Source organism: Microcoleus sp. M2_D5 (assembly GCF_036701935.1).
GTDB lineage: Bacteria > Cyanobacteriota > Cyanobacteriia > Cyanobacteriales > Microcoleaceae > Microcoleus.
The window spans coordinates 1-26,021 of record NZ_JAUBRP010000046.1; the positions used below are offsets into that span (position 1 = coordinate 1).

19 protein-coding genes are annotated in these 26,021 nt (G+C 45.9%); 8 read left to right on the forward strand and 11 right to left on the reverse strand.

Features of this window, described 5'->3' with window-relative positions:
• Window positions 1-144 precede the first annotated feature (144 nt).
• From QUA50_RS19005 to QUA50_RS19020, 4 genes are all read right to left on the reverse strand, one after another.
• Window positions 145-1,803 carry an alpha/beta hydrolase gene (locus QUA50_RS19005; RefSeq protein WP_333265861.1) on the reverse strand — a complete coding sequence of 553 codons (1,659 nt, stop codon included), beginning with the start codon at window positions 1,801-1,803 and terminating at the stop codon, window positions 145-147.
• Window positions 1,804-2,178: 375 nt separating this feature from the next.
• Complete coding sequence (locus QUA50_RS19010) at window positions 2,179-4,182, reverse strand: cation:proton antiporter domain-containing protein (protein WP_333265863.1); 2,004 nt, start codon at window positions 4,180-4,182, stop codon at window positions 2,179-2,181.
• A 692-nt stretch (window positions 4,183-4,874) separates the two neighbouring features.
• Window positions 4,875-7,634: an NHL repeat-containing protein gene (locus QUA50_RS19015; RefSeq protein WP_333265864.1), complete on the reverse strand. Its 2,760-nt coding sequence runs from the start codon at window positions 7,632-7,634 to the stop codon at window positions 4,875-4,877.
• A gap of 450 nt (window positions 7,635-8,084) precedes the next feature.
• Window positions 8,085-9,482: an amidase gene (locus QUA50_RS19020; protein WP_333265865.1), complete on the reverse strand. Its 1,398-nt coding sequence runs from the start codon at window positions 9,480-9,482 to the stop codon at window positions 8,085-8,087.
• 306 nt (window positions 9,483-9,788) lie between these two features.
• Between QUA50_RS19020 and QUA50_RS19025 the strand changes: the two genes are divergently transcribed.
• Complete coding sequence (locus QUA50_RS19025) at window positions 9,789-11,063, forward strand: type IV pilus twitching motility protein PilT (RefSeq protein WP_333265935.1); 1,275 nt, start codon at window positions 9,789-9,791, stop codon at window positions 11,061-11,063.
• A gap of 61 nt (window positions 11,064-11,124) precedes the next feature.
• Window positions 11,125-11,925: a circadian clock KaiB family protein gene (locus QUA50_RS19030; protein ID WP_333265867.1), complete on the forward strand. Its 801-nt coding sequence runs from the start codon at window positions 11,125-11,127 to the stop codon at window positions 11,923-11,925.
• Window positions 11,926-12,214: 289 nt separating this feature from the next.
• Here QUA50_RS19030 and QUA50_RS19035 read toward each other — a convergent pair whose 3' ends face one another.
• Window positions 12,215-13,855 carry a thioredoxin-like domain-containing protein gene (locus QUA50_RS19035; protein ID WP_333265869.1) on the reverse strand — a complete coding sequence of 547 codons (1,641 nt, stop codon included), beginning with the start codon at window positions 13,853-13,855 and terminating at the stop codon, window positions 12,215-12,217.
• A 65-nt stretch (window positions 13,856-13,920) separates the two neighbouring features.
• Here QUA50_RS19035 and QUA50_RS19040 point away from each other — a divergent pair, with 65 nt between their 5' ends.
• Complete coding sequence (locus QUA50_RS19040; RefSeq protein WP_333233785.1) at window positions 13,921-14,319, forward strand: helix-turn-helix transcriptional regulator; 399 nt, start codon at window positions 13,921-13,923, stop codon at window positions 14,317-14,319.
• On the forward strand, window positions 14,297-15,046 hold the full coding sequence (locus QUA50_RS19045) for a hypothetical protein (RefSeq protein ID WP_333265870.1): 750 nt from the start codon (window positions 14,297-14,299) through the stop codon (window positions 15,044-15,046). The genes QUA50_RS19040 and QUA50_RS19045 overlap by 23 nt, the downstream gene beginning before the upstream one ends.
• Here QUA50_RS19045 and QUA50_RS19050 read toward each other — a convergent pair.
• Together QUA50_RS19050 and QUA50_RS19055 are read right to left on the reverse strand one after the other, a co-directional pair.
• Window positions 15,009-16,166 carry a DNA cytosine methyltransferase gene (locus QUA50_RS19050; protein WP_333265873.1) on the reverse strand — a complete coding sequence of 386 codons (1,158 nt, stop codon included), beginning with the start codon at window positions 16,164-16,166 and terminating at the stop codon, window positions 15,009-15,011. The genes QUA50_RS19045 and QUA50_RS19050 overlap by 38 nt on opposite strands.
• Before the next feature lie 129 nt (window positions 16,167-16,295).
• Complete coding sequence (locus tag QUA50_RS19055) at window positions 16,296-16,925, reverse strand: thioredoxin family protein (RefSeq protein WP_333265875.1); 630 nt, start codon at window positions 16,923-16,925, stop codon at window positions 16,296-16,298.
• A 317-nt stretch (window positions 16,926-17,242) separates the two neighbouring features.
• Between QUA50_RS19055 and QUA50_RS19060 the strand changes: the two genes are divergently transcribed.
• The 3 genes from QUA50_RS19060 to QUA50_RS19070 all read left to right on the forward strand — a co-directional run bounded on the left by QUA50_RS19060 (window position 17,243) and on the right by QUA50_RS19070 (window position 19,037).
• Window positions 17,243-17,974: a DUF262 domain-containing protein gene (locus tag QUA50_RS19060; protein ID WP_333265877.1), complete on the forward strand. Its 732-nt coding sequence runs from the start codon at window positions 17,243-17,245 to the stop codon at window positions 17,972-17,974.
• A gap of 110 nt (window positions 17,975-18,084) precedes the next feature.
• Window positions 18,085-18,342, forward strand: a complete 258-nt coding sequence (locus QUA50_RS19065; protein ID WP_333265880.1) for a hypothetical protein — start codon at window positions 18,085-18,087, stop codon at window positions 18,340-18,342.
• Window positions 18,343-18,344: 2 nt separating this feature from the next.
• Window positions 18,345-19,037 carry an MAE_28990/MAE_18760 family HEPN-like nuclease gene (locus tag QUA50_RS19070; RefSeq protein ID WP_333265882.1) on the forward strand — a complete coding sequence of 231 codons (693 nt, stop codon included), beginning with the start codon at window positions 18,345-18,347 and terminating at the stop codon, window positions 19,035-19,037.
• Here QUA50_RS19070 and QUA50_RS19075 read toward each other — a convergent pair.
• The 4 genes from QUA50_RS19075 to QUA50_RS19090 all read right to left on the reverse strand — a co-directional run bounded on the left by QUA50_RS19075 (window position 19,034) and on the right by QUA50_RS19090 (window position 23,012).
• Window positions 19,034-19,417, reverse strand: a complete 384-nt coding sequence (locus tag QUA50_RS19075) for a DNA cytosine methyltransferase (RefSeq protein ID WP_333265885.1) — start codon at window positions 19,415-19,417, stop codon at window positions 19,034-19,036. The two genes, QUA50_RS19070 and QUA50_RS19075, sit on opposite strands and share 4 nt — an antisense overlap.
• A gap of 2 nt (window positions 19,418-19,419) precedes the next feature.
• Window positions 19,420-20,070: a DNA (cytosine-5-)-methyltransferase gene (locus QUA50_RS19080; protein WP_333265887.1), complete on the reverse strand. Its 651-nt coding sequence runs from the start codon at window positions 20,068-20,070 to the stop codon at window positions 19,420-19,422.
• Between the two features lie 259 nt (window positions 20,071-20,329).
• Entirely contained in the window at window positions 20,330-21,298 is a 969-nt protein-coding gene (gene arsM / locus QUA50_RS19085) for an arsenosugar biosynthesis arsenite methyltransferase ArsM (RefSeq protein ID WP_333265893.1), read from the reverse strand.
• Window positions 21,299-21,383: 85 nt separating this feature from the next.
• The gene (locus QUA50_RS19090) at window positions 21,384-23,012 is read right to left on the reverse strand and encodes a hypothetical protein (protein ID WP_333265894.1); all 1,629 of its coding nucleotides are present in this window, start codon (window positions 23,010-23,012) and stop codon (window positions 21,384-21,386) included.
• A gap of 644 nt (window positions 23,013-23,656) precedes the next feature.
• Between QUA50_RS19090 and psaA the strand changes: the two genes are divergently transcribed.
• Window positions 23,657-25,951, forward strand: a complete 2,295-nt coding sequence (psaA, locus tag QUA50_RS19095) for a photosystem I core protein PsaA (protein WP_333265895.1) — start codon at window positions 23,657-23,659, stop codon at window positions 25,949-25,951.
• The last annotated feature ends 70 nt before the right edge of the window (window positions 25,952-26,021 follow it).

Sequence of the window (26,021 nt, forward strand, 5' to 3'; positions counted from 1 at the left end):
ATGTGTCCTATTTTACAACACTTTGTGTATCCTGCTTACTTTTTTTTCTCTGCTACCCCTACTTATTGAGCCGATACGACCGAAGATCGTATTAGTTAATAACTAATGACTAATCACTAATCACTAATCACTAATCACTAATCACTACTTATTCCTTTGAATAAAAGTTTGCACGACTGTATTAATTTCCGGGGAAATTTCTGTTACTAGCCGCACCGGGATTGCCGGTGTTGAAGCAAATTGCGCGTATTCTGGTGTTAGAAAAACTGCATATTTGTCAGCTTCGGCAGTTAGTTGAGCGGCGGTAGCCAAACTTACAGCTTTAATATAATTGCGTATGCTAGCAGCTTGGTCGCCGACAACTTCATCGCCGGTAATTACTGTGCTAGGTCTCCGAACTTGGTGTAAAGTTGTACTGGGATCTTTGACGCTTAAGTGGGTTCCTCCTACAAAACCAACTAGCCATTTGGGAGATGGAATTTTTGGAAAGCCGGCAATTTGTTCGGCTAAGGCGGGAGTTGTTTTGTCTGCAGAAGATGCTACTATTAAGGTGGGAATCTTGATTTTACTTAAACCAGTTTCTCCAAATAGTAATGATGCGATCGGATTCATGGCGATCGCCCTTTTAATTCTCCCATCCCGCAATTGATACCGTTCTTCCGGCAATCCGGCCGCCGCGCACTGAATGCCTTCGCCCAAGCTGAACCCAATCAAATCCCCCTGACACCTTTGTTTGAGTCCGCTCAATTGCAGTTCGGCGCCGGCCACGGACAAGGCTGTGGCGCCGCCGAAAGAATAGCCAATTATTACCGATCGGTCGATCGCAATTTTCCCCTGGAAGTTATCATCAGTTTGGTTCAATTTTGTCAGTTCGTCGAGTACAAAACTGATGTCTTTGGGACGGTCTAAAAACTCTTGAGGAGCTAGCAACGGACACTCCCCCGCCATCGCAGCATTGGTATTAGTCTCGTTGCTGCCGGGATGTTCTAAAGCTGCTACCACATAGCCGTGAGACGCCAAATGCTCGGCTAAGTAGCGCAAATCCGTGCGGACGGAACCCAACCCGTGAGAAAAGACGATCGTCGGTTTGTCGGCTGTCGCAGCTTCCGACCAGTACACATCAACGGGAATAGGTCGATTGCGGGCGCTATCGTTCAAATCTAGCGCCCGTACCTGGACAACATTAGGGCCCCGCTGGGCGGGATCGAAAGGCAGCTTAAACGCGGGTTTAACCGCTGCTAACTGAGGTGCGATCGCCGCCATAAAGCGCTGAGTTTGCCAAAAACTTGCGTTCATATTTCCCAAAACTGCGAAAGCTCGATCGAGATCCACCACTACCCGCGAGCTGGGATAAGCTTCTATGAAGCTCAATACCGATAAGCCTTCCGGCGCCTTTGCTCCCTGCACCAGAGCGGCTCGCAGCGCTTCCACACCCCCACCGTCGCGCCTGGGTATCACAGTAGTCAAATCCGTCAGGATGGCAGTGCCGATGCCCGTATTTAGCAAGTTGCTCAGGCCGACTGCATTTAGGGGAATTTTCGCTTGCAGCGCCCGAAAAACTTTACTCCGCTGTTCCTCAGACAGGAGATTGGCATAAGCTTGCAGTTTGGCGGGGACTTTTCCTGTTTCTGCGAGTTCGCGCAAATCCGCAACCGATATTGACGATTCTAAAATACCTTTGCGGACAACAACCGTTTCTGCAGCTTTTGCAGAGGATGTCGCGCCGCTGAAAGGATTAATCGAAATCGAACCCAAAACACTCGCCACTGAAGAAAACCATCTGAAATTTGGTCTGATGCTCATTTTTACGTTATTGAACTAGAGAGGATAGATCACCATATTCTCAAAATTCTCCCAGATACCGAGAAATTGTCCTAGATGCCGAGAAATTGCCTCCATCGGGGTGGGAGCGAAATTTGTTTGGAAAAGTGCGATCGCCCGGGCTTTAGGCGGGTTGTTTTTGAATGCTTAAACCGCAGAGGGCGCAGAGGGCGCCCAGGAAGAGAAGAGAGAGATGAATAGTGTCGGTATTTACGGATTTGATATTAACCTGCAGCAGAAAAAGTACAAACTTCGCGAGTTAGTTATCTCATGGACGGTTGCATCGGATGGATTAGGATTAAATATTAACCGCAGATGAATGCAGATTCATAACATAATTTGCGGTTAAAATATTCCTCAAGATACAGGAAAATAAACAACAAGAATCGAAATATTTGGGTGAGCCCGGGAGATCGCTTCCGGTTCTTTGAGGGTTCCCGGTTTTTCCCACAAATTTTGTTGCTGAGAAATTGTTGTTAAAATCAGCAAATCGTGTTCTAACAAATTCTGCGAAACTAGCTTGATAAAATTTCCCCGCGCCCGATTTACTGGTATCTCAGAGAGAATTTCCACCTCCGCTGCACTTTTGTTGCTTTGTTCCCGTTTTGTCGCCACCAACAACACTTGCAAACTCGCCTTGAGTTCCTCGGCTAAACTCTTGGCAATATCCACGGTTTCCTGAAATCCAAACTGCGTCAACTCGCCCTCAGTTACCGCTAAAATAACTCTGGCTGTATTCTGGAGAGGATCGGGAAATCGAGCAATCAGTACGGGTACGGGCGATCGCCGGATCACTGTGTCAATGATGCTGCCAAAAAAATTGTCGCGAGTTGTGGAAAATCCCTTCCAACCGCAAACAATTAAACTAGCCTCGCGTTCGGTTGCACTCCGCAGGATTCCGCGATCGATCGCATCATCTATCCTCGCGATCGGTTCTACCGCACAAGCAGCGGCATGGGCGACAGTTTCCGCAGCCGTCAAAAGTTGAGTTTGCTGCATTTTATCGGAAGGCGAAATTGCTTCGCCGCGATCGGACAAAATATGCAGCGGCAGCAAAGTTCCCTGAGATGTTTTTGCTAAAATCAAAGCCAAACGCAGCAAATTATCTTCCGTATTCGGATTAGCAACAGGCACTAAAACTCGTTCTCCCCATGAATGCTTTCCCGCAGTAGCAGCCGGCAAACTCGACCCCGGCTGCTGCATTTCTTGACCCCACCGAGATACAATCCAAGGAGAAGCGACACAAGTTACTAAAATCATGGCAATGATGCCGTTCACCGTTACGCGATCGACCAATTTAATCTCAAAAGCAACCGTAATCGCCGCCAAAGTAGAAGCAGCTTGAGCAACAGAAAGACCGAACATTACCATAATGTTGGGAAACTCAAAACGAAATAATTTCCCCGGTAGCCAAGCTGCCAAAAACTTGCTCACCACCTCGGCTAAAATCATCACCGCCGCCACCAACAAAGACTGCGGCTGCTTCACTAAAATTAGCGGGTCAATTAACATCCCCACAGAAATCAGAAAAAACGGCACAAACAGCGTATTGCCAATAAACTCAATCCGATTCATCAGCGGACTCATTTTGGGAATAATTTGAGTAATGGCAATCCCCGATAAAAATGCACCAATAATTGCCTCAATTTCAATTAGTTCTGCTGCGTAAGAAACTAGAAATAGGGTTGCTAATACAAATATAAATTCGGCATTTTCGTCATGTCCGAATTTCTTAAAAAACCAGCGACCGATTTTGGGAACGCCCCACAAAGTAGCAAAAGTGTAGATAGCAAGAGATGGAATGAGAAACAGCCAAAATTCGAGAGTGAGATTTCCTTTGTAAGCTTTGACAACAATAGCCAGCACCAACAGTCCCAACACATTCGTAATTAAAGTCCCGCCCAAAGTCGCAGTAATAGTCTGAGTTCGCATCAATCCCAATTTTGTGAGAATTGGCAGCGCTAAAAGCGTGTGCGTAGCGAAACAAGAAGCGACTAAAATTGCAGCCAGCCAGCTATATCCCAACAGCAGCATAGCCCCTGTCCCCAATATCATCGGTAGCGAAAAAGTAGCCAGCCCAAATATGACAGCTTTGTCCGCATTCAGTTTGAGATCGTCAAGGCTAGTTTCCAGTCCCGCTAGGAACATCAAAAACAGCAATCCTACAGTTCCTAACAAAACAATAGTAGCGTCTCGTTGCAGCAAATTGAGACCGTTGGGCCCGACAATTACGCCAGCAATAATTAAACCCACTATTCCCGGTAGTCGCAAGCGCTCAAATACCAGCGGCGCGAGTAGCATGATTGCTAAAAGAACCAGGAAAACGGGAACGGGGGCGGTAATTGGCCCGGAAGTTAACATAAATTTTTTACCCTACATATTGGCAGCGAACTGCTACCATATTTAAAAGGAAATAATCAAAATGTCTATCGATCTAAAGAGGTATTCTCAATATTTTACAGCGTAATTGGTAATAAGGATCGCGAATTAAATAACTTATAATTTTAATTGTTATTGTGGGATGGGCTCTTATAGCCCGTCATGAGTGGACGGGCTATAAGAGCCCATCCCACTTTCAAGAGTGGAAGTTATTTAATTCTCCTTCCTAAGTATGACTGGGCGGGAGCAACTGGGTTTATTGGTAAAATATGGGTTGGCTGACTAGAAATTGGGCGCAGCACGAACTCAGATAAAAAATTATATTTTTCAGTGAAGGCACAAAAACCAGCTTAAGAGTCAAAATAACAGGTTGTGAGCGATCGACTTTAACGCCGAAACCTGGTTTTTTATCCTATTTGCGTCCACCACTATTTAGGTATCAAATGCAGCGGGACACAGACATATATCCCAAAATGAACTTTGGTAAACTCGGTCTAATTCAGAAACCCGGTTTCTTTAAAAAACCGGGTTTTTCACCACAACAGACAGTTTAAATGGGTTTGTCTTGGACACGAAAAAACCGGGTTTCTACGCAACGTACTTAACCTTACCCTTACGGTAGCTAAGTATGTATTTCTTGTCAAGATTTTTCCATCTAATTTTCAATGGTAGGCTTAAGCGAGTGACACAATGCTAGCTCGCTCGTAAGGCAATCTGTTAGTCGGCAAAACCTCCAGATTAATTTGCAACGCATCCAAAGTCGGATTTTCGGCTAGCAGCTTTTGCGTCAAACTCTTATTAAGAATTTCCCAAAAATCCGTTTCATTGGGATAATTAGTCAAGAAACTGTCGATGCTTTGGTAAATCGGCACAAAGTCGGGATACTCATCCTGCGTAATTCCTGGTTTGTACTGATATTTGACATCAATATTGAGGTTATTCAAACCCTGGTGATCGATCGAGTAATTAGGAATTTGGAAATCCCACGCTTCGCCTAATTTACCATCTTGAGTGCGAGTAACGGTACTGCTGCGCTCGTAAGGCAATCGGTTCGTCGGTAAAACATCCAAATTAACCGTCACAGACGAAATTGCCGGATTGTCAGCAAGCACTTTTTCGGTTAGATTTTTGTTGACAATTTCCCAAAAATCTGTTTCGTTCGGGTAGTTAACTAAAAGATTGTCAATGCTCTTGTAAATCGGCACAAAATCAGGATATTCATAATTTTGAATCCCGTCTTGGTACTGATAATTTACATCAATATTTAGGTTGTTTAACCCTTGATGATTAATTGGGTAATTTGCCAATGTAAAATTCCATTTCTGCGTCAGTTGAGCATCGGACGGAAAGAAAGCAATTCCTATTGGACGCTGTAGCTTGCTGTCGGGAGGGACAAAAATAGAACTGTTACTCGACCCAGGATTCCCCGATATTGGCAGCGGTTCGTCAGTCTTGCCATTATACCGCAAAACAGCGCCGGCACCGTTAGCATTAGCGCGGTTGTCAAAGCCAACTGCAAACAAATTGCCGATCGGCGAAAAAGCCAAACTACCTACATAATTGCTACTGGGGGAAGTGTCAGTATAATTGGTAGATAAAACCTTGACCAATTCCCCACTTGTTAAATTGTAGCGCCTGATATCGTTAGCAAAATCGCTGACATAAAGGTCGCCGTCACCGGGCCCGATTGCCATTCCCAAAAGACTTGCAAATCCCTGACTCCGAGGCGAAGGAGCGGGCGAAGCAAAGATACTTGACTGCCGGGTTTGCGGGTTGTAACGCAGCACCTGACTGGGGAAACCTGCGCTAAAATCTGGTTGACCGTTGCGAGCAACACTCCCCTGCGTTGTCACGTACAAATTGCCGTCAGGAGCAAACAGTAAACCGTTCGGGCCATTCAATCCTCCCGCTTGCTGATTTCCCGAAGCAAATACATCAATAAACTGTCCTGTTTTGCCGTTATATCGGAGAATTTGGTCGCTCAAAAAACTGCTGACATAAAAATTACCGTCAGGGCCAAAAGCTAAACCGTAAGGGCGAAACAATCCGCCAGTTTCATCGACCGCCGTGTTCGGATTATCGCCGATAAACTTGTCAATAAATCCGCCAGTAATTCCGTCATACCGCAATACCGCCGATGCTGTCGGTTCTCCCGAATTTCCGGGCTTGTCGCCGCTAGTAACGTAAATGTCCGACTTATCATCGCCATTTCCATCTGGCCCAAAAAGTATCGTATCTGGATTGGACAAACCGCCGCTTCCCGGTGGAATAAATTCGCCTAGAAAATTGCCGGTACTGCCGTCAAACCGAAGTACATTATTTCCCCTGCTGTTGCCAACTAGGAAAGTTCCTTGAGGATTGCTGGGTTGAGTGCGAGTAACTTTGCTGGTGCGGTTGTAGGGCAAGGTTTGGCTTGGCAGAACGTTGAAATCTATTTTAATTGCCGCCAAGGCAGGATTTTCGTTGAGGATATTTTGAGTCAAGTTTTTATTGACAACTTCCCAAAAATCAGTTTCGTTCGGATATGTGGTTAAAAAGTTATCAATGCTATTGTAGATTGGCACAAAATCGGGATATTCATTGGCAGCGATTTCCGGCTTGTACTGGTAATCTATATCGAGATTGAGCTTGTTCAATCCTTGGTGATTGATTGCGTAGTCTTTGACTGAAAAATTCCAATCTTCTGTGATTCTGCCCGATTGACTGCGGAAAACTGTACTGGCGCGATCGTAGGGCAATATCTCCGTTGGCAAAACTTCCAGTTGAATCGTAACATCTGTCAGTACCGGATTTTCAGTTAGCACCTTTTCCGTCAAATTTTTGTTGAGAATTTCCCAGAAATCTGTTTCGTTCGGGTAGTTAACTAGGAAATTATCAATACTTTGGTAAATGGGAACAAAATCTGGATATTCGTTCGGGGTAATTCCCGGTTTTAACCCGTAACCAACTTTGAGGTTGAGGGTGTTTAAACCTTGGTGTTCGATGGTGTAATTTTTAAAATTGAAAGCCCAGTTTTCATCAGGAAATAGGGAAGAAGTTTGGGATAGGGAGAGCTCACCAACAGGTAAAGCCATGCCTGTCAATTCGTCTATCTCACCTTGAGTGGAGGTAGCGGTCGGGGATTTTAGACTACTATCAAATTTAATATTGTCGCTTACTGACGATGGGAGACCGAAGTCGGTGGATGGGCCAAAAAGGTCGTTAGCGAAGCCCTCGTAGAGGATCGCACTACCAGTCGCAGCAGCAGGCAAATCGGGTTTTTGAGTTAAATGGTAGCTGGTATCAAATAAAATATTGGTATCGCCGACGGCGCTTGGGCCGATCTGATTTAAGCGATCGAACTTACTGCCAAATAAGTCTAGTATTTCCGGTGAAACACCCGCAACATTTCCCAGACTCTGATTTTCTCCAGACAGTCCTGCTGTGTTAAACATAAGCTATTTTTTTACCTACACCCGCCATCGGGAAGAAATTTGAAAAGATTCTAGCGTTTTTCCACAAAATGTCAAGTACATTAAGAAGTGTTTTATATTTGTTTACCCAAATTAAACTTGAAATTTGTCCCCTTTCTCAATCCTATCGTTTGCCGTTGCATCAATATTGTTCAAATGTCAAACAGTCAATCGATTTTAGATTTGAGATTTGAGATTTGAGATTTTAGAATTGAAGCATTGACTTGCGCGAGATCAATTCGGGGGATCCTTTATCGGATAGAGGTTTTTGATTTCTGGACGGATGAATCCGGGGGCGGGTATCCTGGATGCGAGGGGGTCAACAGTCAATAGAAATTTATGCGAAAAACCAGATTTCTAGTTCCCCGCACACAAATCCTGATTTGGCATACCCCTAAAAAAGGGAGACGTGCTTTTATCCCTTGCTCTTTTCTATTTAAAATCTAAAACCGGGAAAGGTTTCGCCGCTTCCATCTGCGCCGCTAAAGCAATTAAAGTTGCTTCCGCCGCGGGCCGCCCGATAATTTGAATTCCCACGGGTACACCGTTGTTATCTAAAATAGCAGGAAGTGCGATCGCAGGCAAACCGCTAGCATTAAACGGCGGACAAGGAGCTACCCAATTAATAATGCGCTGCAAAGTTTCTTCAAAACTCAAATCCGCCCACTCTCCAACCCGGATTGGCGAGTGCATATAAGTTGGCAAAACTAACACATCAAATTTTTCAAAGAATCCCACAATCCGCCGTGAAATCACCTGCATTTGATTCACTGCCCGCAAATATTCCCCAGCGGAAATAGTTTGTTCTAACAGCCAGCGATTCATGGGTTCCAAAGCAGGGCCGGGAATGCCGCTTGCAGCCGCCCCCGACTGCCAAATAGCGATAAACGGTTCGATTAAACCCGTAAAATCCGGGCATCCAGGTTCGACATCATGACCCAAATCTGTCAATAATTTTACTGTTTCGAGTACCGCTTGCTGACAGATAGGCGCAGCCTCGCCCACAGGGGAAATCGTCGTAGAAAACGCAATTCGCAGTTTGCCCGACTCTTGACGGGAAGCCTCTAAAAATGTCGGATTTGAATCGGGTAGCCAGTACGGATCGCCTGTTGTGTAGCCTGACATCACGTCCAAAAGTGCGGCGGCGTCAGCTACAGTGCGCGCCAGTGGGCCGTTGGCAGAAATGCCGCTGAGGTAATCTCCGACAGGTGCCCAGGAAACTCGCCCCCGCGACGGTTTAATGCCGACTAAACCGCAGCAGGAAGCTGGGCCTCGAATCGAACCGCCGCCGTCTGAACCTTGGGCGATCGCGCACAATCCCGCTGCTACAGCCGCCGCTGAGCCTCCGCTGGAACCTCCGGGCGTATAGTCTAAATTCCAGGGATTGCGGGCGGGCGGGAAACCTTCTGGTTCGGTGTAAGGTAACGAGCCAATCTGAGAGGTGGCTGTTTTGCCCAGAATGTTAAATCCCGCTGCTTTGATCCGCCATACTACTGACTCGTCGTAGGCAGAGATGTTACCCTGCAAAGCCTGAGCGCCGTAAGTACACGGAACGCCGGTAACGGGTGTCAAGTCTTTAATGGCGATCGGCACTCCGAAAAAAGGTGGCAATTCCTGTGGCTTGTTTAACCCAGCTAGTTTTTCGGTTTGAGATTTAGCCAGGGCGATCGCCCGCTCGGCCGTTACAGTAAAATAACTGCCCAGCTCGGGGTTTAATCGATCGATCCGTTCCAAGTACAAATTGACAATTTCTAAAGGCGACACTTCCAGGGTGCGGATCGACTCCGCCAACTCCAAAGCTGGAGTAAAAGCCCGATCGACAGAATTCATCGGTTTAATTCCTTAATCTTTGACTAAAGTAGCAATTTATACTGCTAGATTGCGGAAAACTCTTTTCCTTAAAAAAAATTATACAAAAATGTGGAGAATCCATATTAGGGCGTATATCGAGAGCGATCGCATCCTCCAATTGGCAGAAGAGTTCCTCAGTCGTGCAGCACTACGACCCCCTCTTAGGATAGACTGAGTACAACAGTTAAGCTTTTGTGCAAGACGCGCACAATGGCGATCGGCATTGTTCAACTCCCACAAATCATCTGTTCGAGTCAGCCTTCTCACCAACTTAAGGTAGCGCATATGACACAACAGCATCCGCCCGCTCCTCGCCCGCCCGTACCCGGAGCCCCCCCACCACCCGGAATGCCCCGCCCTCCTGCTCCCGGAATGCCCCCCAGAGCAGCAGGAATCCCACCCGCACCGCCACCGGCACCAGCACCAGCAGCGCCACCGGCACCAGCACCAGCCTCGCAATCCTTCGCCACACCTAAAGGCCCGAGCACTAGCAGCGGCGGAGCTCCGACTTTGAAAGAGCTAGTAATCCGAGCCAAAGAAGAAGGAGTATCCGACCTTCACCTCGGAGTAAACGAAGTTCCCCGCTTCCGCACCCGCGGCGAGATTGCCGACATCGGCTATCCACCGACGGATTTAGATACGTTTTTTGGCTGGCTGCGCGAGTGCATGAGCGATGAAGAAATTGAAATTTTCCAAAAAACCCTAGACTTTGACGGCGCTTTCGACTTCGGGTTCGTCCGCATTCGGATCAGTTGCATGGACTCCTTGGCCGGCCCGGCAATGGTGCTGCGGCTAATTCCTTCCAAAATCCTGACACTGGAGGAATTGAAACTGCCGGAGGTATTTAGGAAAATATGCGGCTACCACAAAGGGCTGATTTTGGTGACAGGGCCGACAGGTTCGGGTAAGTCTACCACCTTGGCCGCGATGATCGACTACATCAATAAGACTAAAGCCTACAACATCATCACGATCGAAGACCCGGTAGAATTCGTACACGAAAGCAAAAAATCCTTGATTAAGCACCGGGAAGTCGGCAGGCACACCCTCAAGTTTATGAGCGCTCTCAAAGGCGCTCTGCGACAAGACCCGGATATGCTGCTAGTAGGAGAAATTCGGGACAGAGAGACGGTGGAAATCGCCCTCAAAGCCTCTCAAACCGGTCACTTAGTTGCAGGAACCCTGCACACAAACAGTGCGGTTAAGACCCTGAACCGGATTCTTGATATGTTCGGGGCGGAAGAACAGGATGCCATACGGGTTTCAATTTCCGAATCCCTAGTGGCGATTATTGCTCAACTGCTGTGCAAAACCACAGACGGGAAGCGGGCTGCTTTCCACGACGTTATGATCAATACCGACGTGGTTAAGGAATACATTATGAAGGGGCAGAATGAGGAAATCAATCAAATCATGATCAAAGATACTTATGAAGGCATGACGACGATGAATAAGTCGCTCTACGGTCTTTATCAAGAAGGTCGAATTACTGAAGAACTTTGTGTAGAGAACTCGCCGTTCCCGAACGAAATGGCTCAGATGCTGCGAGGTCGAGTCTAAAGGTCGAGTGTTAACAGTTAACAGTTAACTGTTAACTGTTAACTTTTATTGGTGTACTGAATTGAAAGTCGATCGCCCTATTTTGCCAGAATTTTTCAAAGGCATTGCGCTGTTTACACCAGGGGGAGACTTAATCTATTGCATAGACCCCCACAAGCAAACTCGGTGGCATTTGCAGTTGTGCGTAGCTCTACAGGAGATCCTCGGTTTGTCGGAGCCCCCGCATTTTCTGATACCTTGCTACACGGCAACCGTTGACTGCTGGCTCGATCCAGGCGATCGGCAGGTGCGGCTTGCTGCCGAGGCTTACCCCCCCGTGCTGCGACATCAAACGCTGCTGAACGCCATTTTTGGGACTGGCGACTTAGTGTGGCATCCCCGCAGCGAAGAAATGTGCGAACCGATGGCAATCGCTACTTATCACGAACAATTCCCCGAACTTTGGGAAAATCACGACTTAGTTGTACAGTATGCCAGCCCCGAAGCTCGATCGGACTGGAGCAATTCCATAGTAACTCCCTTGGGCTTTCCGCAATCGCAGCAGACTCGGCTTCCCAAAGCAACAACACTTACCCCACCGCCACAAACTCAAGGGTACGTTTTGCGTCTGTTTGTTTCCGGCAGCAACCCCACCACCGAACGCACCCTCGAAACTTTACACCAGTTCTTAGAGCAATGCCTCGATCGTCCCTACACTTTAAAAGTAATTGATGTTTTGAAACATCCAGAACAAGCTGAGGCAGATCAGATTTCAGCAACTCCTACTTTGATTAAAATCTGGCCGAAACCCGTGCGGCGAATTGTCGGCGAATTGAACGATAATGAAAAAATAGTGCGGCTGCTGAGCTATTCAGAATTTTAGATTTGGGCGAAGATTTTTGTGATTATTTAATACTGGCGATCGCGGGTTAACTCACCATTGAATTAACCACATAAGACTTATGCACGATTGTTTAGAAACCGGGTTTTTTTACGAAAAGACCTGTTGTAGGCCGCAGATTCGGTAAAAAAACCGGTTTCTGCGTGCTAGGTTAACTTACTTGGCTTGAAAATTGTGGTAAGGTGCGCCGAATAGCACCCTACTTTAACACAATCAATCTGGCAATCACGAGAATTGAGAACCCTGCCTGAAGTAAAAAAGGTCGATCGACTTAATCAGGAAGACAAACATCCGGGGCGCACAAACTGGGGAAATCCAAAGTTGTGACTTCCAGCGTATCCAACTCAACTCTCCGAATTACATGATTGTTCGTATCAGCAACAAACAAATGAGGCCCGATCGCACTCAACCCTGAAGGTTCAAAAAATCGAGCCTTGAGACCTTTAGCATCAACCAAACCTGCTTTACCATCTCCAATCATTGTTCTGCACGTACCGCCCCGGTGGTCGATCCGCTTAATTTTGTGATTGTAAGTATCAGCCACCCAGAGGTAATTTTGAGCGTATTCAACACCCAAACAGTGCTGCAACCTTACCTCCTCAGCGCGACCATCTTTATCCCCAAAACCAAACAATTCACCGCTACCGCAGACTGTACGCACCTTCGGGTCTTCATCAATACCCACAGCGCGAATCGAACTAATTTCGCTGTCAGCAACAAACAACTCCGATCGATCCGTAGACAGGCCACTGGGCTGAGAAAAAGCAGATTCTGCAAGATTCCCGTCTACACAGGATTCTCGGCCAATACCCGCATAAGTGGCGATCGTACCAGTGTCTAACTGCATTTCCCAAATTTGGTGGGAACCCGCCATTGCAATAAAAAGTCTATTTCCAACTCTTTCTAAATCCCAAGGCGAATTCAATTGCGTTTCTAAACCCTTGCCGCTGCGGGGTGAAATTTCGTGACTTTGTTCGCCCGTACCAGCAACAGTTTCCACCCGTTGAGTCGTAAAATCAATCTTTCTGACAGCATGATTTTCCGTATCAGCAACATATAGAATTTGACTTTCCGCATCAAAAGCCATACCTTGAGGTGCAAAAAACTCAGCCCCTTCAAAATCCCCATCAGTTAAACCCGGTTTGCCGCTACCGATAACGTGCAGCACCTCACCTTCAAGGGTGCTGACAACAATCCTATTGTGGCCGGAATCGGCAATAAATAAGCAAGAACCGACTAAGTTTTGTATGACTGAATTAGCAGGCCCGGGCAGTACAGTTTCATCTACAGATTCATTTTCCTGAGTCATTTCGCCCAAAAGCGCGACCTGTTGGTGAAGCTGTTTTGCCTCCGTTGCAGCGATCGCAAATGCCAGCACTTTACCGGGAAAAGCCAGCGGTGTTGATACAGGTTTGCGCTGTTTTTCTAAGCTAAAACTGAGTTGTTTAAACTTGAGTGCATTTTTATCTTTGTATTCAGCAATTAACTTGCCAACTAACTCGTCAAGTGCTTCTCTATTGCCTTCACCAGAAACAAAGCCGACCACATAACTTTCAGGATCGATCACCATTAAAGTCGGCCAAGCGCGAACCGCGTAGCTTTGCCAAACTTTCATGCCGCTGTCAACGATTACAGGATGTTCGATATCGTAGCGGAGGATAGCTTGGCGGATGTTTTCTACTTCTTTTTCGTTTTCAAATTTAGCCGAGTGCACGCCGATAACCGTGAGGGAATCTTTATATTTTTGTTCGAGGTATTTTAAGTCGGGCAGGACGTGCAAGCAGTTGATGCAGCAGTATGTCCAGAAGTCGAGGAGGACGACGCGCCCTTTTAAGGATTCAATGGATAAAGGTTTTTCGGTGTTCAGCCAGGGGTAGTTTCCGGGGAATTCTGGTGCTCTGACGCGGGGCATGGCATCTCCTGGGTAGGATGTGAATGATTTTTTTACTTCTTTAATTTAGCGGGAAGTTTGGCAGGATGGGAAGAAAGCTGATTAAACCAAGGTTTTTGGAGACAGCCAAGATGCCATTGCCACCAGAGGGGGGCGAGTTCAGTGCTCATATCGCCACATTGAATACTTTAGTCTGTAGAACTTTTGTATTCAAAACCTTACTATTTCTCTCTATGCAGCCTAGCAAACTAGACCAAACTTTAGGACTAGAAATACAACGTCGTCGCATAGAGAAACGTTGGTCACAAGAATATCTGGCAGAAGTCACAGGTCTGCACAGAACCTATATCAGCCAGCTTGAGCGAGGGCTGAAAAGTCCATCTGTTAGAGTTCTTAGTCACATAACAAATGCTCTGGACATAACAATGGGTGAATTTTTACGAGTTGTAGAGGAACACTTGAGTGCTGACGGAAAACGAGATTGAAAGATTGAGGCAAGCCATTATTGCTACCATTGCATCTCCAGTTATAGGCTCGATAGAGGATTATACTTGGGAAGCTATTTTTCATTATGTCAAGCATATTCCTTTATCAGATCCAGCATTAGGACGTAGCAAACTTCTCTATGATGCTGTTGACACCACGACGGCAACTGGTTGGTCACTCAAATCTCTTCAACTGAATAGTCTTACTGTTGTAAATACATTTTTGTTTGTCATTCAGAGAGCGGATGTTATCAAAAAGGCTGCCCAACTTGGTTTTCCTGGTTTGACGGAACAATCCTCACCTGCTGAACTCGGAGCAGCTATTGTTCAGCATTGGAACGAGAAAATTATATCGAGTCAAGCAGCACAGGGCATTACCAATAGCTATGAAGGCATACTGCTGAAAACCATTAGAGGATATGAATATATTTACTGTGAATTCCCTCTTACTCCACTTGACCCAAATGCTTTTTCTTGGGCTTTGACAGTTGATAGAGTTACTGGAAGACCGGGAGCAGGCCTACAAGGCAATGTTGCAGGTAAGCTAGAGTTAGTTTGGTACAAAAATCAAAAGCAACTTTTTAGAGCTAGAACCATTCCTCCAGAAGCAGTTCACATTAGGGTTCAGCGAACTCGTATTACACTTGATCGATATGTGCAAACTGTTCTCTCAGCTTTGCAAGATCAACTCAGTACACAGTCTTTGGACAGTGAACTTGGAGAATAGATGCAGCTATTGCTTTACCTAGAAGTGGGGGTACTGATTCTCCGATTTGAGAAGCCATATCAGTGTATGTTCCGAGAAAGTTAAAGTTATCGGGGTAAGAGTGCAATCTTGCAGCTTCACGGATTGTAATTGTCCGATTTTGGGTTGGATGAAAAAACCTGCCAGATCCGGGATGGAAAACCCACCTTGTGATAGTTCTTGCTGGTTTATCCCAGTAAAGCCTTCCATATGCACCGCTATAGTGCTTTTTAGGAGCTAATTCTGGTGGCAAGTCTCTAGCATCTTGCCCTTCACTAAGAAGACGCACTCTTGACATTTGAATGGGGCTCAAAGCACGAGCAACGTGATTGAAAAGTTTCGTACTTCCATTACGTATCATTGCTTGGTACGCAGTTTGGGGTGGAAAAGGATAAACTTCAGCATTATATTCCTCTCCTGCGTTCAATGACGGCAAATCTCCAATCGCATCTCTAACTGTGACGACTGAAGAAATGTTTGATGTTAAGAGACTAAGTTGGTAACAAGATTTAGTAGCTCTGTAATCGCTTCTAATGTCGCCAGCGTGTGTAGGTTCAGGGAATTGAAGTGGTTTATCTAAACTAGCCAGGAAAAAAGCCCTTGATCTGGTCTGCGGTACTCCATAATGCGCGGAGTTTAGTGATCCATAAGTGACTTTATAACCTTGCGACTCAAGTTGCTGTGTAATTTCATTCTTAACTACACCACCATAAGCTTTCAAGATTTCAGGTACGTTCTCCATAACAACGTAAAGGGGTCTAAATTCCTGTACGAATTCTAAAAATGTCCGATATAACTGATTGCGAGAGTCGCTGAGGTAGCGATAGTCAGCAGGAATATTTCTTGAAAATCCTTGGCATGGGGGGCCACCTATCAACGCTGTTAGTTCCTCTCTCTGCAAACCCAAACATAATCGCAAATCCAAAGGATTGAGCTCACGTATATCCTGATGAACAATTCTGGTGTTTGGGTAATTATGCTTATAGGTCGCTAGAGCTTTCGCATCCACCTCGATCGCACATAAAGATTCAAAACCAGCCAGGTGAAATCCTGTAGTCAAGCCACCCGCGCCAGAAAATAAGTCAATAGTCTTATATGTCATAATCGAATACTATAGTATTAGGGAGCTATTGTCAACCAACTTCAGCAATTGGCGTCTCTTGCTTCTCCTAAATTTTATGCTTGCTTTTCCCTGCAATTATTTTCCAAAATAACCAAGACACCGTTAATTTTATACAAATTCATTTTCCTGAGTCATTTCGCCCAAAAGCGCGACCTGTTGGTGAAGCTGTTTTGCCTCCGTTGCAGCGATCGCAAATGCCAGCACTTTACCGGGAAAAGCCAGCGGTGTTGATACAGGTTTGCGCTGTTTTTCTAAGCTAAAACTGAGTTGTTTAAACTTGAGTGCATTTTTATCTTTGTATTCAGCAATTAACTTGCCAACTAACTCGTCAAGTGCTTCTCTATTGCCTTCACCAGAAACAAAGCCGACCACATAACTTTCAGGATCGATCACCATTAAAGTCGGCCAAGCGCGAACCGCGTAGCTTTGCCAAACTTTCATGCCGCTGTCAACGATTACAGGATGTTCGATATCGTAGCGGAGGATAGCTTGGCGGATGTTTTCTACTTCTTTTTCGTTTTCAAATTTAGCCGAGTGCACGCCGATAACCGTGAGGGAATCTTTATATTTTTGTTCGAGGTATTTTAAGTCGGGCAGGACGTGCAAGCAGTTGATGCAGCAGTATGTCCAGAAGTCGAGGAGGACGACGCGCCCTTTTAAGGATTCAATGGATAAAGGTTTTTCGGTGTTCAGCCAGGGGTAGTTTCCGGGGAATTCTGGTGCTCTGACGCGGGGCATGGCATCTCCTGGGTAGGATGTGAATGATTTTTTTACTTCTTTAATTTAGCGGGAAGTTTGGCAGGATGGGAAGAAAGCTGATTAAACCTGGGTTTTTGGTACAAATCGGAGTGCCTGTACCACAAGACGGGGACAAGGCACGATGGCGAATTCATCCACTTTCAGGCTCTGTCAGGGAACGCCTAAAATATTTCATATTCGATTTCTCCTCAATCACTCAAAGGCGACGGCTACCAATGTATACTTGCTCTTTAATCCCAAATCCCAAATTTTTCTGTACTTCTGATACAAACATGCTGCCCGAACAGGAGATCAAAATGTCCAAAGCCCCCAAAATACCACTGGAACCAGAGATTACACATGAACAAAGAGAAGCCGCAGAAGTGGAAATTAGAGAAAAGCGAAAAGTAGTTGACTATGACACAAAAGAATATCCAGTGGAAGTGCTTGTCCAAAAATACACAGATGGGTTGGAGGAAGACACTAATGAGTTGTATATACCAGACTATCAACGGGAAATGATTTGGCCTGAACCCTTACAGTCAAAGTTTATTGAATCTATATTGCTAGGACTACCTATACCCTATATTTTTGTTGCTGATTTACGACCCAAGCAAGAAGAGGATGAGGATGATTTAGCTAGGTTAGAAATTGTTGATGGAACCCAACGTATCCGTACTTTAGACAGATTTCTCAATAACGAGCTAAAGCTGTGTGGACTAGAAAAGCTAAAAAGGCTTAACAATTTTAAATTCAACGATTTGCCATTGGCAAGACAAAGACGCTTCAACCGTGCTACCATCCGCATGATTGTGCTGACTGAAAAAGCTGATGAAGAAACGCGACGGGATCTGTTTGAACGCATCAATACAGGTAGCGTTCAATTAAATGATATGGAGAAGCGGAGAGGCATATCTCTTGGCCCCTTTGTCAATCTTCTTGAAGAACTTAGCAAAGATACAAAATTTCGCAAACTATGCCCATTTTCGGATGCACTTGTCCTCAAACGCGAACCTGAAGAATTTGTACTGCGTTTTTTTCCTACTTAAATAATTATAAAAACTTTGACAGAAGGGTTGATGAGTTTCTTAATGAATATCTCAAAGAACATAACCATGCTGAGATTGATAAAGATGGTATGCGCTCTGAATTTCACAAAATGCTAGACTTTATTGAAAAATACTTTCCCAATGGATTTAGTAAAACAAAAGGTCATGTAAAAACACCAAGAATTCGATTTGAGGCAATTTCTGTAGGTGTGGCACTTGCCTTGAGGGAAAAGAGCGATCTTGAACCAAAGTCAATGAAGTGGCTTGACTCACCTGAATTCAAGGAATATACTACCTCAGATGCAAGCAACTCCAAACCAAAAGTAATTAAACGTATTGAATATGTTCGCGCTCAACTTTTACGTTAACTATGCAAACAGTTCTTTTAGATTTCCATACCCGTGTCCTAGAAGTCAATCAATATTTTGAATTTCTGGAGACGCTTATCCAAGAAACAACAAAATCACCCGTGTCAGCAGAGAATGGTGAACAAAAAAATACAGCTATCGATTCCGAACTGGCAAAAATACTCAAAGCAAATGCTTTTTTACTCCTATACAATCTTGTTGAATCAACTATGCGTAATGCCATAGAAGCGATATTTGCTGAAATAAGTAGTAAAAAAATTTCTTTTAACTCTCTGAGAACTGAGCCCAAAAAAATAGTTATCTATAACTTCAAGAACCGCTCACCCGATAAGGTTCATTCTAAGATAAAAAATATTTCTCTTGATATTATTACTTCTGGCTTCAATAGTAGAGAATTATTTTCAGGTAATGTTGCTCGGAAGGTGATTACAGAAACAGCTAGAAATTATGGATTTTCTTTTGATACTGACTACTCCAAAACTAAACACGGTGAACACTTAGAGGATATCATGGAGCATCGTAACGATTTAGCCCACGGCAATAAATCATTTGCAGAAGTTGGACAAAAGGTCAGTATTGAAGATTTGCTCAAGTTCAAGGAAGAGGTAATAGAATACCTCCAGCAAATATTGCAAAATATTCAAGACTATTTAGACAAGGAAGAATATTTAGATAAATCTATACACTCTCCTTAATTTACCTGGTGGATGTGTTCTAAAATACTTCGAGCTATTGCTATCCCTAGCTTAACAGGAACAGCATTCCCAATTAATCGCCCTACTAGATCGATCGGTACTGGTTCATCAGGGGGTACAAAGTGATATGCTGGTGGAAAAGTTTGTAATAAAGCTGCTTCTCTAAGAGAGATAGCTCTATCCTGTTCTGGATGACCAAACCGACCATTACCAAAACCGAAACACTGCGTAGTAATAGTTGGACTAGGTTTATCCCATTCCATTCTACCATATACTGCGGGATAAGTTTTACCGCTTATTTTTAAGTGGCATTCTGCGATTAAGTTTTTAGGCCAATCTCGCCAAGTTCCTCCAGGTTTGGAAGCACGAATACGACGCATGTTTAATTCAGAAAGTTTACTACATCTATGTAGCCAATCTCTTTTAGAAGCTTGACCCGCAGGGGTTCAAGGTGTTCAATAGTTTGTCGTACTGTTTTATATCGTTCTGGGTGATGTGTGGCTGGAATTAAATTAATTTTGCCAAATTTTGAAGCAAGTAACACCAATCGCTTTCGAGATTGAGGGACTCCATAATCTAGACAGTTAACTTCATAAGATTCAAAGCAATAGTTTAACTTTTTCAATTGATTAATAAATTCATAAAACACTGAATGATGTTTTAACTGAAGTACATTTTCCATAGAAATAACATCTGGTTGGCATTCTTCAATCAGACGAGCAAAATCGCGGCATAGTTTCCACTTCAATTGTTGATCGTTGTAGCGTCTTGAATAACTTGAAAATGGTTGACAGGGAGCGCATCCTGCTAAAATGTTTATACTACTTGTAGAAAAATGTTCTCTTAAATCAGAACCGCTGATATTTGCGACATCTTGTAATATAAATTTGGCTTTGTTGTTGTGTTCGTATGGAAATTTACACGCGGGATCGATATCATATCCAGCTTTGACTGGAAGACCTGCTTGTTCAAACCCATGCGTTAGTCCTCCAGCACCACAAAATAAATCTACTGTAGAGATGCTTCTAGTCATTAACTCCCTCTTGTTAGGATACGCGACCCAACAGGGTAGTCTAGCGTATTTGACTGCGAACTACAAGACAGCGAGTTAGCACATTACTTTTACTGATTGTACCTCATGCGGTTGAAAACCGCTCTATACCAGACTGGCAAATATGCCGGGCCATTGGAAATCGCGGCTACAGACACAAAACCCGCCGGCGCGGGTTCTTAAGAGTCCGCGTAGGCGGGCTTCGTTTGTGTAGGCGCAGTTTAAACCGTCGTTTTTTCTCCTAACAGCAACCGCCGCCGCTATAATGCCAAGTCGAATCCGTAATTAACACCTTATCGGGCATTAATCCCCCCAACTTCCCAGCAGTTTTATCGCACACCGCCGCCGGCACGCCCCGCTGCAAAACGTGACCGGCCCCGTCATCAAACAGCTCTTCAGACCCTGCATAAATCGCCGTCTTGCCGGTGAAAATGCAAGCTCCGTCATCCGGTACATCCACTTTGAAAGACACCGAATCCAGGCTTTCTAACAGCAAATCCCCATCCAATTGATAATTGTGTTTGTCCAGCAATCGGTAAGGACGGCGCGCCCGCACTTCGACTTGCCCAAAACCAACGTCTACAAGGTGTTGAACGTATTCTTCGTATGTCAGAGCGCCGGACAAACACAGGGCCCGCAAGCGTTCGTCTTCCTTCAAATGTTGGGGAATTGGCCGAGTTGCGATCGGATCGCTCATCAACAATCTGCCACCGGGTTTTAATACCCGATAAGTCTCTTTTAATGCTTTAGCTAAATCTGCGGGTTCAAAGATATTAAACAAGCAGTTTTGGGCGACAACATCTACAGAAGCATCCGGCACTGGCAACGCAAAAGCATCGCCTTCACGAATTTCTACAAAACTCGCATCGAACCAATCATTTTCTCTGGCGGCAATTTGCAAGTTTCGTGCAGCAGCATCTCGCATTGCTGGAACCGGATCGACGGCAATAACCGCTCCTTTGTGTCTCGAAAAATATGCAAATTGTAGTGCTTCTAAGCCGCCGCCGACGCCTACATAAAGCACGAAGGGATTGCCTACAAGTTCGGCGGCGTGAACGGTTGTGCCGCACCCGTAATTCATTTCTTGCATTTGTTCGGGAATGTTTAATCCTGGCAATTGCAAGGGGCTGCTTTGGACGCAGCAAAGTCCGATTTGGGGTGTTTCGGCAACATCGCTGTAGAATTTGGCTGCTGTTTCGAGGTAGGTCATTTTTTAGTGTCCTAATTTTTGATTTTTGACCGCAGATGTAGGCAGATTTACGCGGATGAACGCAGATGAATGCAGAAGGTTTTTGTTAGGTGGCAAATTCGACTTTTTGTTCGGATTTAGGCTGGTTTTCGGGTTCGGAAACTGTTGTTTTGGGAGGGGCTGATTCGCTGGTTGGTTGGCTAGGAGTTTCAGTGGCAACTGGTTGCGTTGGCGGTACAAGATTGGAAGACGGTTCTGGGGTCGCGGGAGCGATTACTTTTGGTACTGGAGCTTTTTCTGTTATTTCTGGCAGGGTTGGTGGCTGTGAAGGATTAGCAGGTTGGGGTTCTTGATGCAAGAAACTGCGGAACCGATTGTAGTATCCTTTATATTCCTGTTTTTTTGTTTGGGGAGTTGCTGTTGGGGTCGGTTCTATTATTTGAACTGGTTCTACAATTTTCGGGGTTTCTAACGGTGGAGTTGCTGTCGGTGTCGGTTCTATTATTTGAACTGGTTCTACAATTTTCGGCGCTTCGAGTTGGGGGGTTGCTGTCGGTGTGGGTTCTATTACTTGAATTGGTTCTACAATTTTTGGCGCTTCGAGTTGGGGGGTTGCTGTCGGTGTGGGTTCTATTACTTGAACCGGAGCAACTGCCGGAGCGACTGCTGGCTCTGAGCTCGGTTGGGTAACTGGGGTTTCTGGAACCGCTGGTGAGGGTTGGACAACTGGTGTTTTTTCTAATGCAGGTGTCGGTTGTGGTTCGGGGGTTGGGGTTGGTGTCGGTTCGGGCGCTTGGTAGGTACGATCGACTATGCCGCGAGTTTCTGCTACTGTTAGTTCGCCCCGCACTAATTTTGAAAGAGGCTCTTGGCCGAGCGGTTGGAAATCGATCAGTCTGACTGTATTATTAAAGGCGTTTTTGACGATATTTCCGCGTTCGTCAATTAATTCTAGCTGTACCCAGTTTTTCCCTGGTTTGAATCCTTTAAGATATATAGGTTGCCACTGGTCGATCGCAAAGCTTTGGCCGTTGACTGTGGCTCGAATTTTCCAATCGAGTATTTCATCTTGGGAATTTTCTTGCGCCACTTCGTGCGTGGGGGCATTTGTCAAGTAAAAGTCGAGCAGGATGGGTTCTGCCCCGTAGCTGCCTTGGGGGCTGTTGTACGTTAATACGGGCAATGTTCTCACGGGATTGTTGTCGTCTGTTTTGGTAAAAACGTGAAAGGTGGTTTGAGCCGCGGCACCTGCGTTTTTAAAGCTTTCTTCCCAAGGGCGGGCCGCGAACACCTGCAGGGTATGGGTTCCGGGTTCTAAGTCGGAGAGCGTTAAAGGTTGGTTGATGTCGTAAACTGCTGCATAAGGTTGGTTGTCTAATAAAACTTGCAGGTGGGGGCCCAAACCCAAGTTTGCATCTTTGAAAATGGGCAAGTCCTTCACTTGGAACTGAACAGACACATTTATATCCTGAAGCACTTCGTCAGGTTTTGGATTCAAAATACTAATTTGAGGCTGGTAGATATCTAGAGCCTGACGCAGTTGTTGAATGGCTTCTGGGGGAGAAACCTCTGAGATTCTGTTTACTGGGGCTGTAGCTGAGCCGCTCTTGTTCTCTGATTTGGGCAATTCGGGATTGCCCGCGCCACAACTTGCTAAACCCAAAATTAATACTGCTACTGCGAACAATGCCAGCAGCCTGCCCGCAACCGTTCTGTGCCAATTGATCCCAATCACGCAACCATACTCCTAGAAGCCTTCTCATAGGGAACTATAGCCCAAAAATGAATTTAGTATTGGGGAATTGCCGGCTTTGGAATTCCAAAGCCGCGTAGGAACCCGGATTGAGGCAGCAGCGGGCAACCCATCGTCTCCTACTCTTAATTGCTGCAGCCTTTTTCCCAAACATATCTCTACAAATGAGTATTCCTAAATTACCTTATCTTTGAGTTTTGTAAAGTTAATGGCAGTACCCCTTGACTTTTTAGAGCGACTGTGGGATTTAAAGGCGTTATTACATCAAGAATTGAGCGTTTTTTAAGTATTGTTAACAAGCGATTAATACTCCTCTAGCAAGCTTATAATTCATAAAACTCCCTCAAAAGGAGCAGCCGTATCAAGTCTGAATCAAGGAGGCGATCGGCGGCTCATCTGGTGAGAAGAGTTGGCAGTACCCAGTCACATTGTTAGCGACACTGGGAAACTGGCTTCTTCACAGAAGCAAAATGCTTGGGAAAACGATGCACCTGCGTCTAGCTCTGCAAAGAGTAAAGTGCAGTGAATTGTCGGCTTTTTCGAGAATCCCCCGCCTCATCAAGCGTGGGGAGTGTCCGGTACAGTGTTCAGTTCTCGTTCCTTGTCTTACCGAGAGGAGAGTCTTCATGACCATTAGTCCTCCAGAGCGAGAGGTAAAAGCTAGGGTAGTAGTCGATAAAAATCCGGTTCCAACTTCTTTCGAGAAGTGGTCAAAACCCGGTCATTTTGATCGCACTCTAGCTAAGGGGCCAAAAACCACCACTTGGATTTGGAACCTCCACGCTAACGCTCACGACTTTGACAGTCATACAAGTGACTTAGAAGACGTTTCGCGCAAAATCTTTAGCGCTCACTTCGGCCACTTGGCAGTAATCTTCGTATGGTTGAGCGGCGCATATTTCCACGGCGCTAAATTTTCCAATTACGAAGCTTGGCTGACAAATCCTACAGCCATCAAGCCCAGCGCTCAAGTGGTCTGGCCGATTTTTGGTCAAGAAATTTTAAATGCAGATGTAGGCGGCGGCTTTCACGGGATTCAGATCACCTCTGGTCTATTCCAACTGTGGCGCGCCAACGGCATCACTAACTCATACCAGCTATATTGCACTGCGATCGGCGCCCTGGTAATGGCAGCTTTGATGCTGTTTGCCGGTTGGTTCCACTATCACGTCCGCGCTCCGAAACTGGAATGGTTCCAGAACGTGGAATCGATGATGAACCACCACTTGGCAGTTTTGTTAGGCTGCGGGTGCTTGGGCTTCGCAGGACAACAAATTCACGTTGCTCTGCCGATCAATGCTTGCATGGACGCGATCGATGCAGGTGCACCGCTGACAGTCGGCGGTAAGCTGATCAAAACAGTTGCCGACATCCCCCTGCCGCACGAGTGGATTTTGACACCGGGCTTGATGGCTGACATCTACCCGAGTTTCGCTAAAGGTTTAACCCCCTTCTTCACCCTCAACTGGGGCGCATATACAGACTTCCTGACCTTCAAAGGCGGTCTGAACCCCACCACAGGCGGTTTGTGGCTGACTGATACAGCACACCACCACTTAGCTTTGGCAGTGCTATTCATCGTCGCTGGTCATATGTACCGGACGAACTGGGGCATCGGCCACAGCATGAAAGAAATCCTAGAGAACCACAAAGGCCCCTTCACTGGTGAAGGTCACAAAGGTCTCTACGAAATCCTGACTAATTCTTGGCACGCGCAACTGTCGATTAACTTGGCACTGATGGGCTCTTTGAGCATCATCGTCGCCCAACATATGTACGCGATGCCTCCGTATCCGTACATCGCGACCGACTACCCGACTCAGCTATCCCTGTTCACCCACCACATGTGGATTGGCGGATTCCTGATTGTTGGAGCAGCCGCTCACGGAGCAATCTTCATGGTTCGGGATTACGATCCCGCTGGAAATGTCAACAACTTGTTGGATCGCGTGATCCGTCATAGAGATGCGATCATTTCCCACCTGAACTGGGTTTGTATATTCTTGGGCTTCCACAGCTTCGGTTTGTACGTTCACAACGACACGATGCGCGCTTTCGGTCGTCCTCAAGATTTGTTCTCGGATACCGGGATTCAGTTGCGTCCGATATTTGCCCAGTGGGTGCAAAACATCCACGCTTTGGCTCCGGGCACAACAGCGCCTAATGCTACGGAAATCGTTAGCCATGCTTTTGGCGGCGGTGCAGTAGTAGTCGCCGGCAAAGTAGCGATGATGCCGATCGAGTTGGGTACGGCGGATTTCATGATCCACCACATCCACGCTTTCACCATTCACGTTACAGTCCTGATTCTTTTGAAAGGCGTGTTGTTTGCACGCAGTTCTCGCTTGGTTCCTGACAAAGGCAACTTGGGCTTCCGGTTCCCTTGCGACGGCCCCGGCCGTGGCGGCACCTGCCAAGTTTCTGGTTGGGATCACGTGTTCCTAGGCTTGTTCTGGATGTACAACTGCATCTCGATCGTGATTTTCCACTTTAGCTGGAAAATGCAGTCGGACGTGTGGGGAACCGTCGATGCAAATGGCGAAATTTCTCACATCACCGGCGGTAACTTCGCACAAAGTGCGATCACGATCAATGGCTGGTTGCGGGACTTCCTGTGGGCGCAAGCTTCTCAGGTAATTCAGTCCTACGGTTCGGCACTGTCGGCCTACGGTTTGATGTTCCTAGCTGGACACTTCGTCTTCGCCTTCAGCTTGATGTTCCTGTTCAGCGGCCGCGGCTACTGGCAAGAACTGATTGAGTCGATTGTTTGGGCTCACAACAAGCTCAAGGTAGCTCCGTCGATTCAGCCTCGCGCTCTGAGCATTATTCAGGGTCGGGCTGTGGGTGTAGCTCACTACCTCCTAGGAGGAATTGTCACTACGTGGGCATTTTTCCTAGCGCGAATCATTTCGGTAGGGTAAACTACCCCTAGGTTTTGGATTCTCGATTTGGGAGGAATCTCCAATCGAGAATCCAAACTCCGAACCGAAT

Excerpts from the sequence above, each read along its gene's own strand:
- QUA50_RS19035 (WP_333265869.1), bottom strand. The coding sequence starts at position 13,855 with ATGCCCCGCGTCAGAGCACCAGAATTCCCCGGAAACTACCCCTGGCTG.
- QUA50_RS19005 (WP_333265861.1), bottom strand. The coding sequence starts at position 1,803 with ATGAGCATCAGACCAAATTTCAGATGGTTTTCTTCAGTGGCGAGTGTT.
- QUA50_RS19075 (WP_333265885.1), bottom strand. The coding sequence starts at position 19,417 with ATGCGTCGTATTCGTGCTTCCAAACCTGGAGGAACTTGGCGAGATTGG.
- QUA50_RS19015 (WP_333265864.1), bottom strand. The coding sequence starts at position 7,634 with ATGTTTAACACAGCAGGACTGTCTGGAGAAAATCAGAGTCTGGGAAAT.
- QUA50_RS19010 (WP_333265863.1), bottom strand. The coding sequence starts at position 4,182 with ATGTTAACTTCCGGGCCAATTACCGCCCCCGTTCCCGTTTTCCTGGTT.
- QUA50_RS19080 (WP_333265887.1), bottom strand. The coding sequence starts at position 20,070 with ATGACTAGAAGCATCTCTACAGTAGATTTATTTTGTGGTGCTGGAGGA.
- QUA50_RS19020 (WP_333265865.1), bottom strand. The coding sequence starts at position 9,482 with ATGAATTCTGTCGATCGGGCTTTTACTCCAGCTTTGGAGTTGGCGGAG.
- psaA (WP_333265895.1), top strand. The coding sequence starts at position 23,657 with ATGACCATTAGTCCTCCAGAGCGAGAGGTAAAAGCTAGGGTAGTAGTC.
- arsM (WP_333265893.1), bottom strand. The coding sequence starts at position 21,298 with ATGACCTACCTCGAAACAGCAGCCAAATTCTACAGCGATGTTGCCGAA.
- QUA50_RS19040 (WP_333233785.1), top strand. The coding sequence starts at position 13,921 with ATGGGAAGAAAGCTGATTAAACCAAGGTTTTTGGAGACAGCCAAGATG.
- QUA50_RS19070 (WP_333265882.1), top strand. The coding sequence starts at position 18,345 with ATGCAAACAGTTCTTTTAGATTTCCATACCCGTGTCCTAGAAGTCAAT.
- QUA50_RS19025 (WP_333265935.1), top strand. The coding sequence starts at position 9,789 with ATGACACAACAGCATCCGCCCGCTCCTCGCCCGCCCGTACCCGGAGCC.
- QUA50_RS19065 (WP_333265880.1), top strand. The coding sequence starts at position 18,085 with ATGCTAGACTTTATTGAAAAATACTTTCCCAATGGATTTAGTAAAACA.
- QUA50_RS19055 (WP_333265875.1), bottom strand. The coding sequence starts at position 16,925 with ATGCCCCGCGTCAGAGCACCAGAATTCCCCGGAAACTACCCCTGGCTG.
- QUA50_RS19060 (WP_333265877.1), top strand. The coding sequence starts at position 17,243 with ATGTCCAAAGCCCCCAAAATACCACTGGAACCAGAGATTACACATGAA.
- QUA50_RS19050 (WP_333265873.1), bottom strand. The coding sequence starts at position 16,166 with ATGACATATAAGACTATTGACTTATTTTCTGGCGCGGGTGGCTTGACT.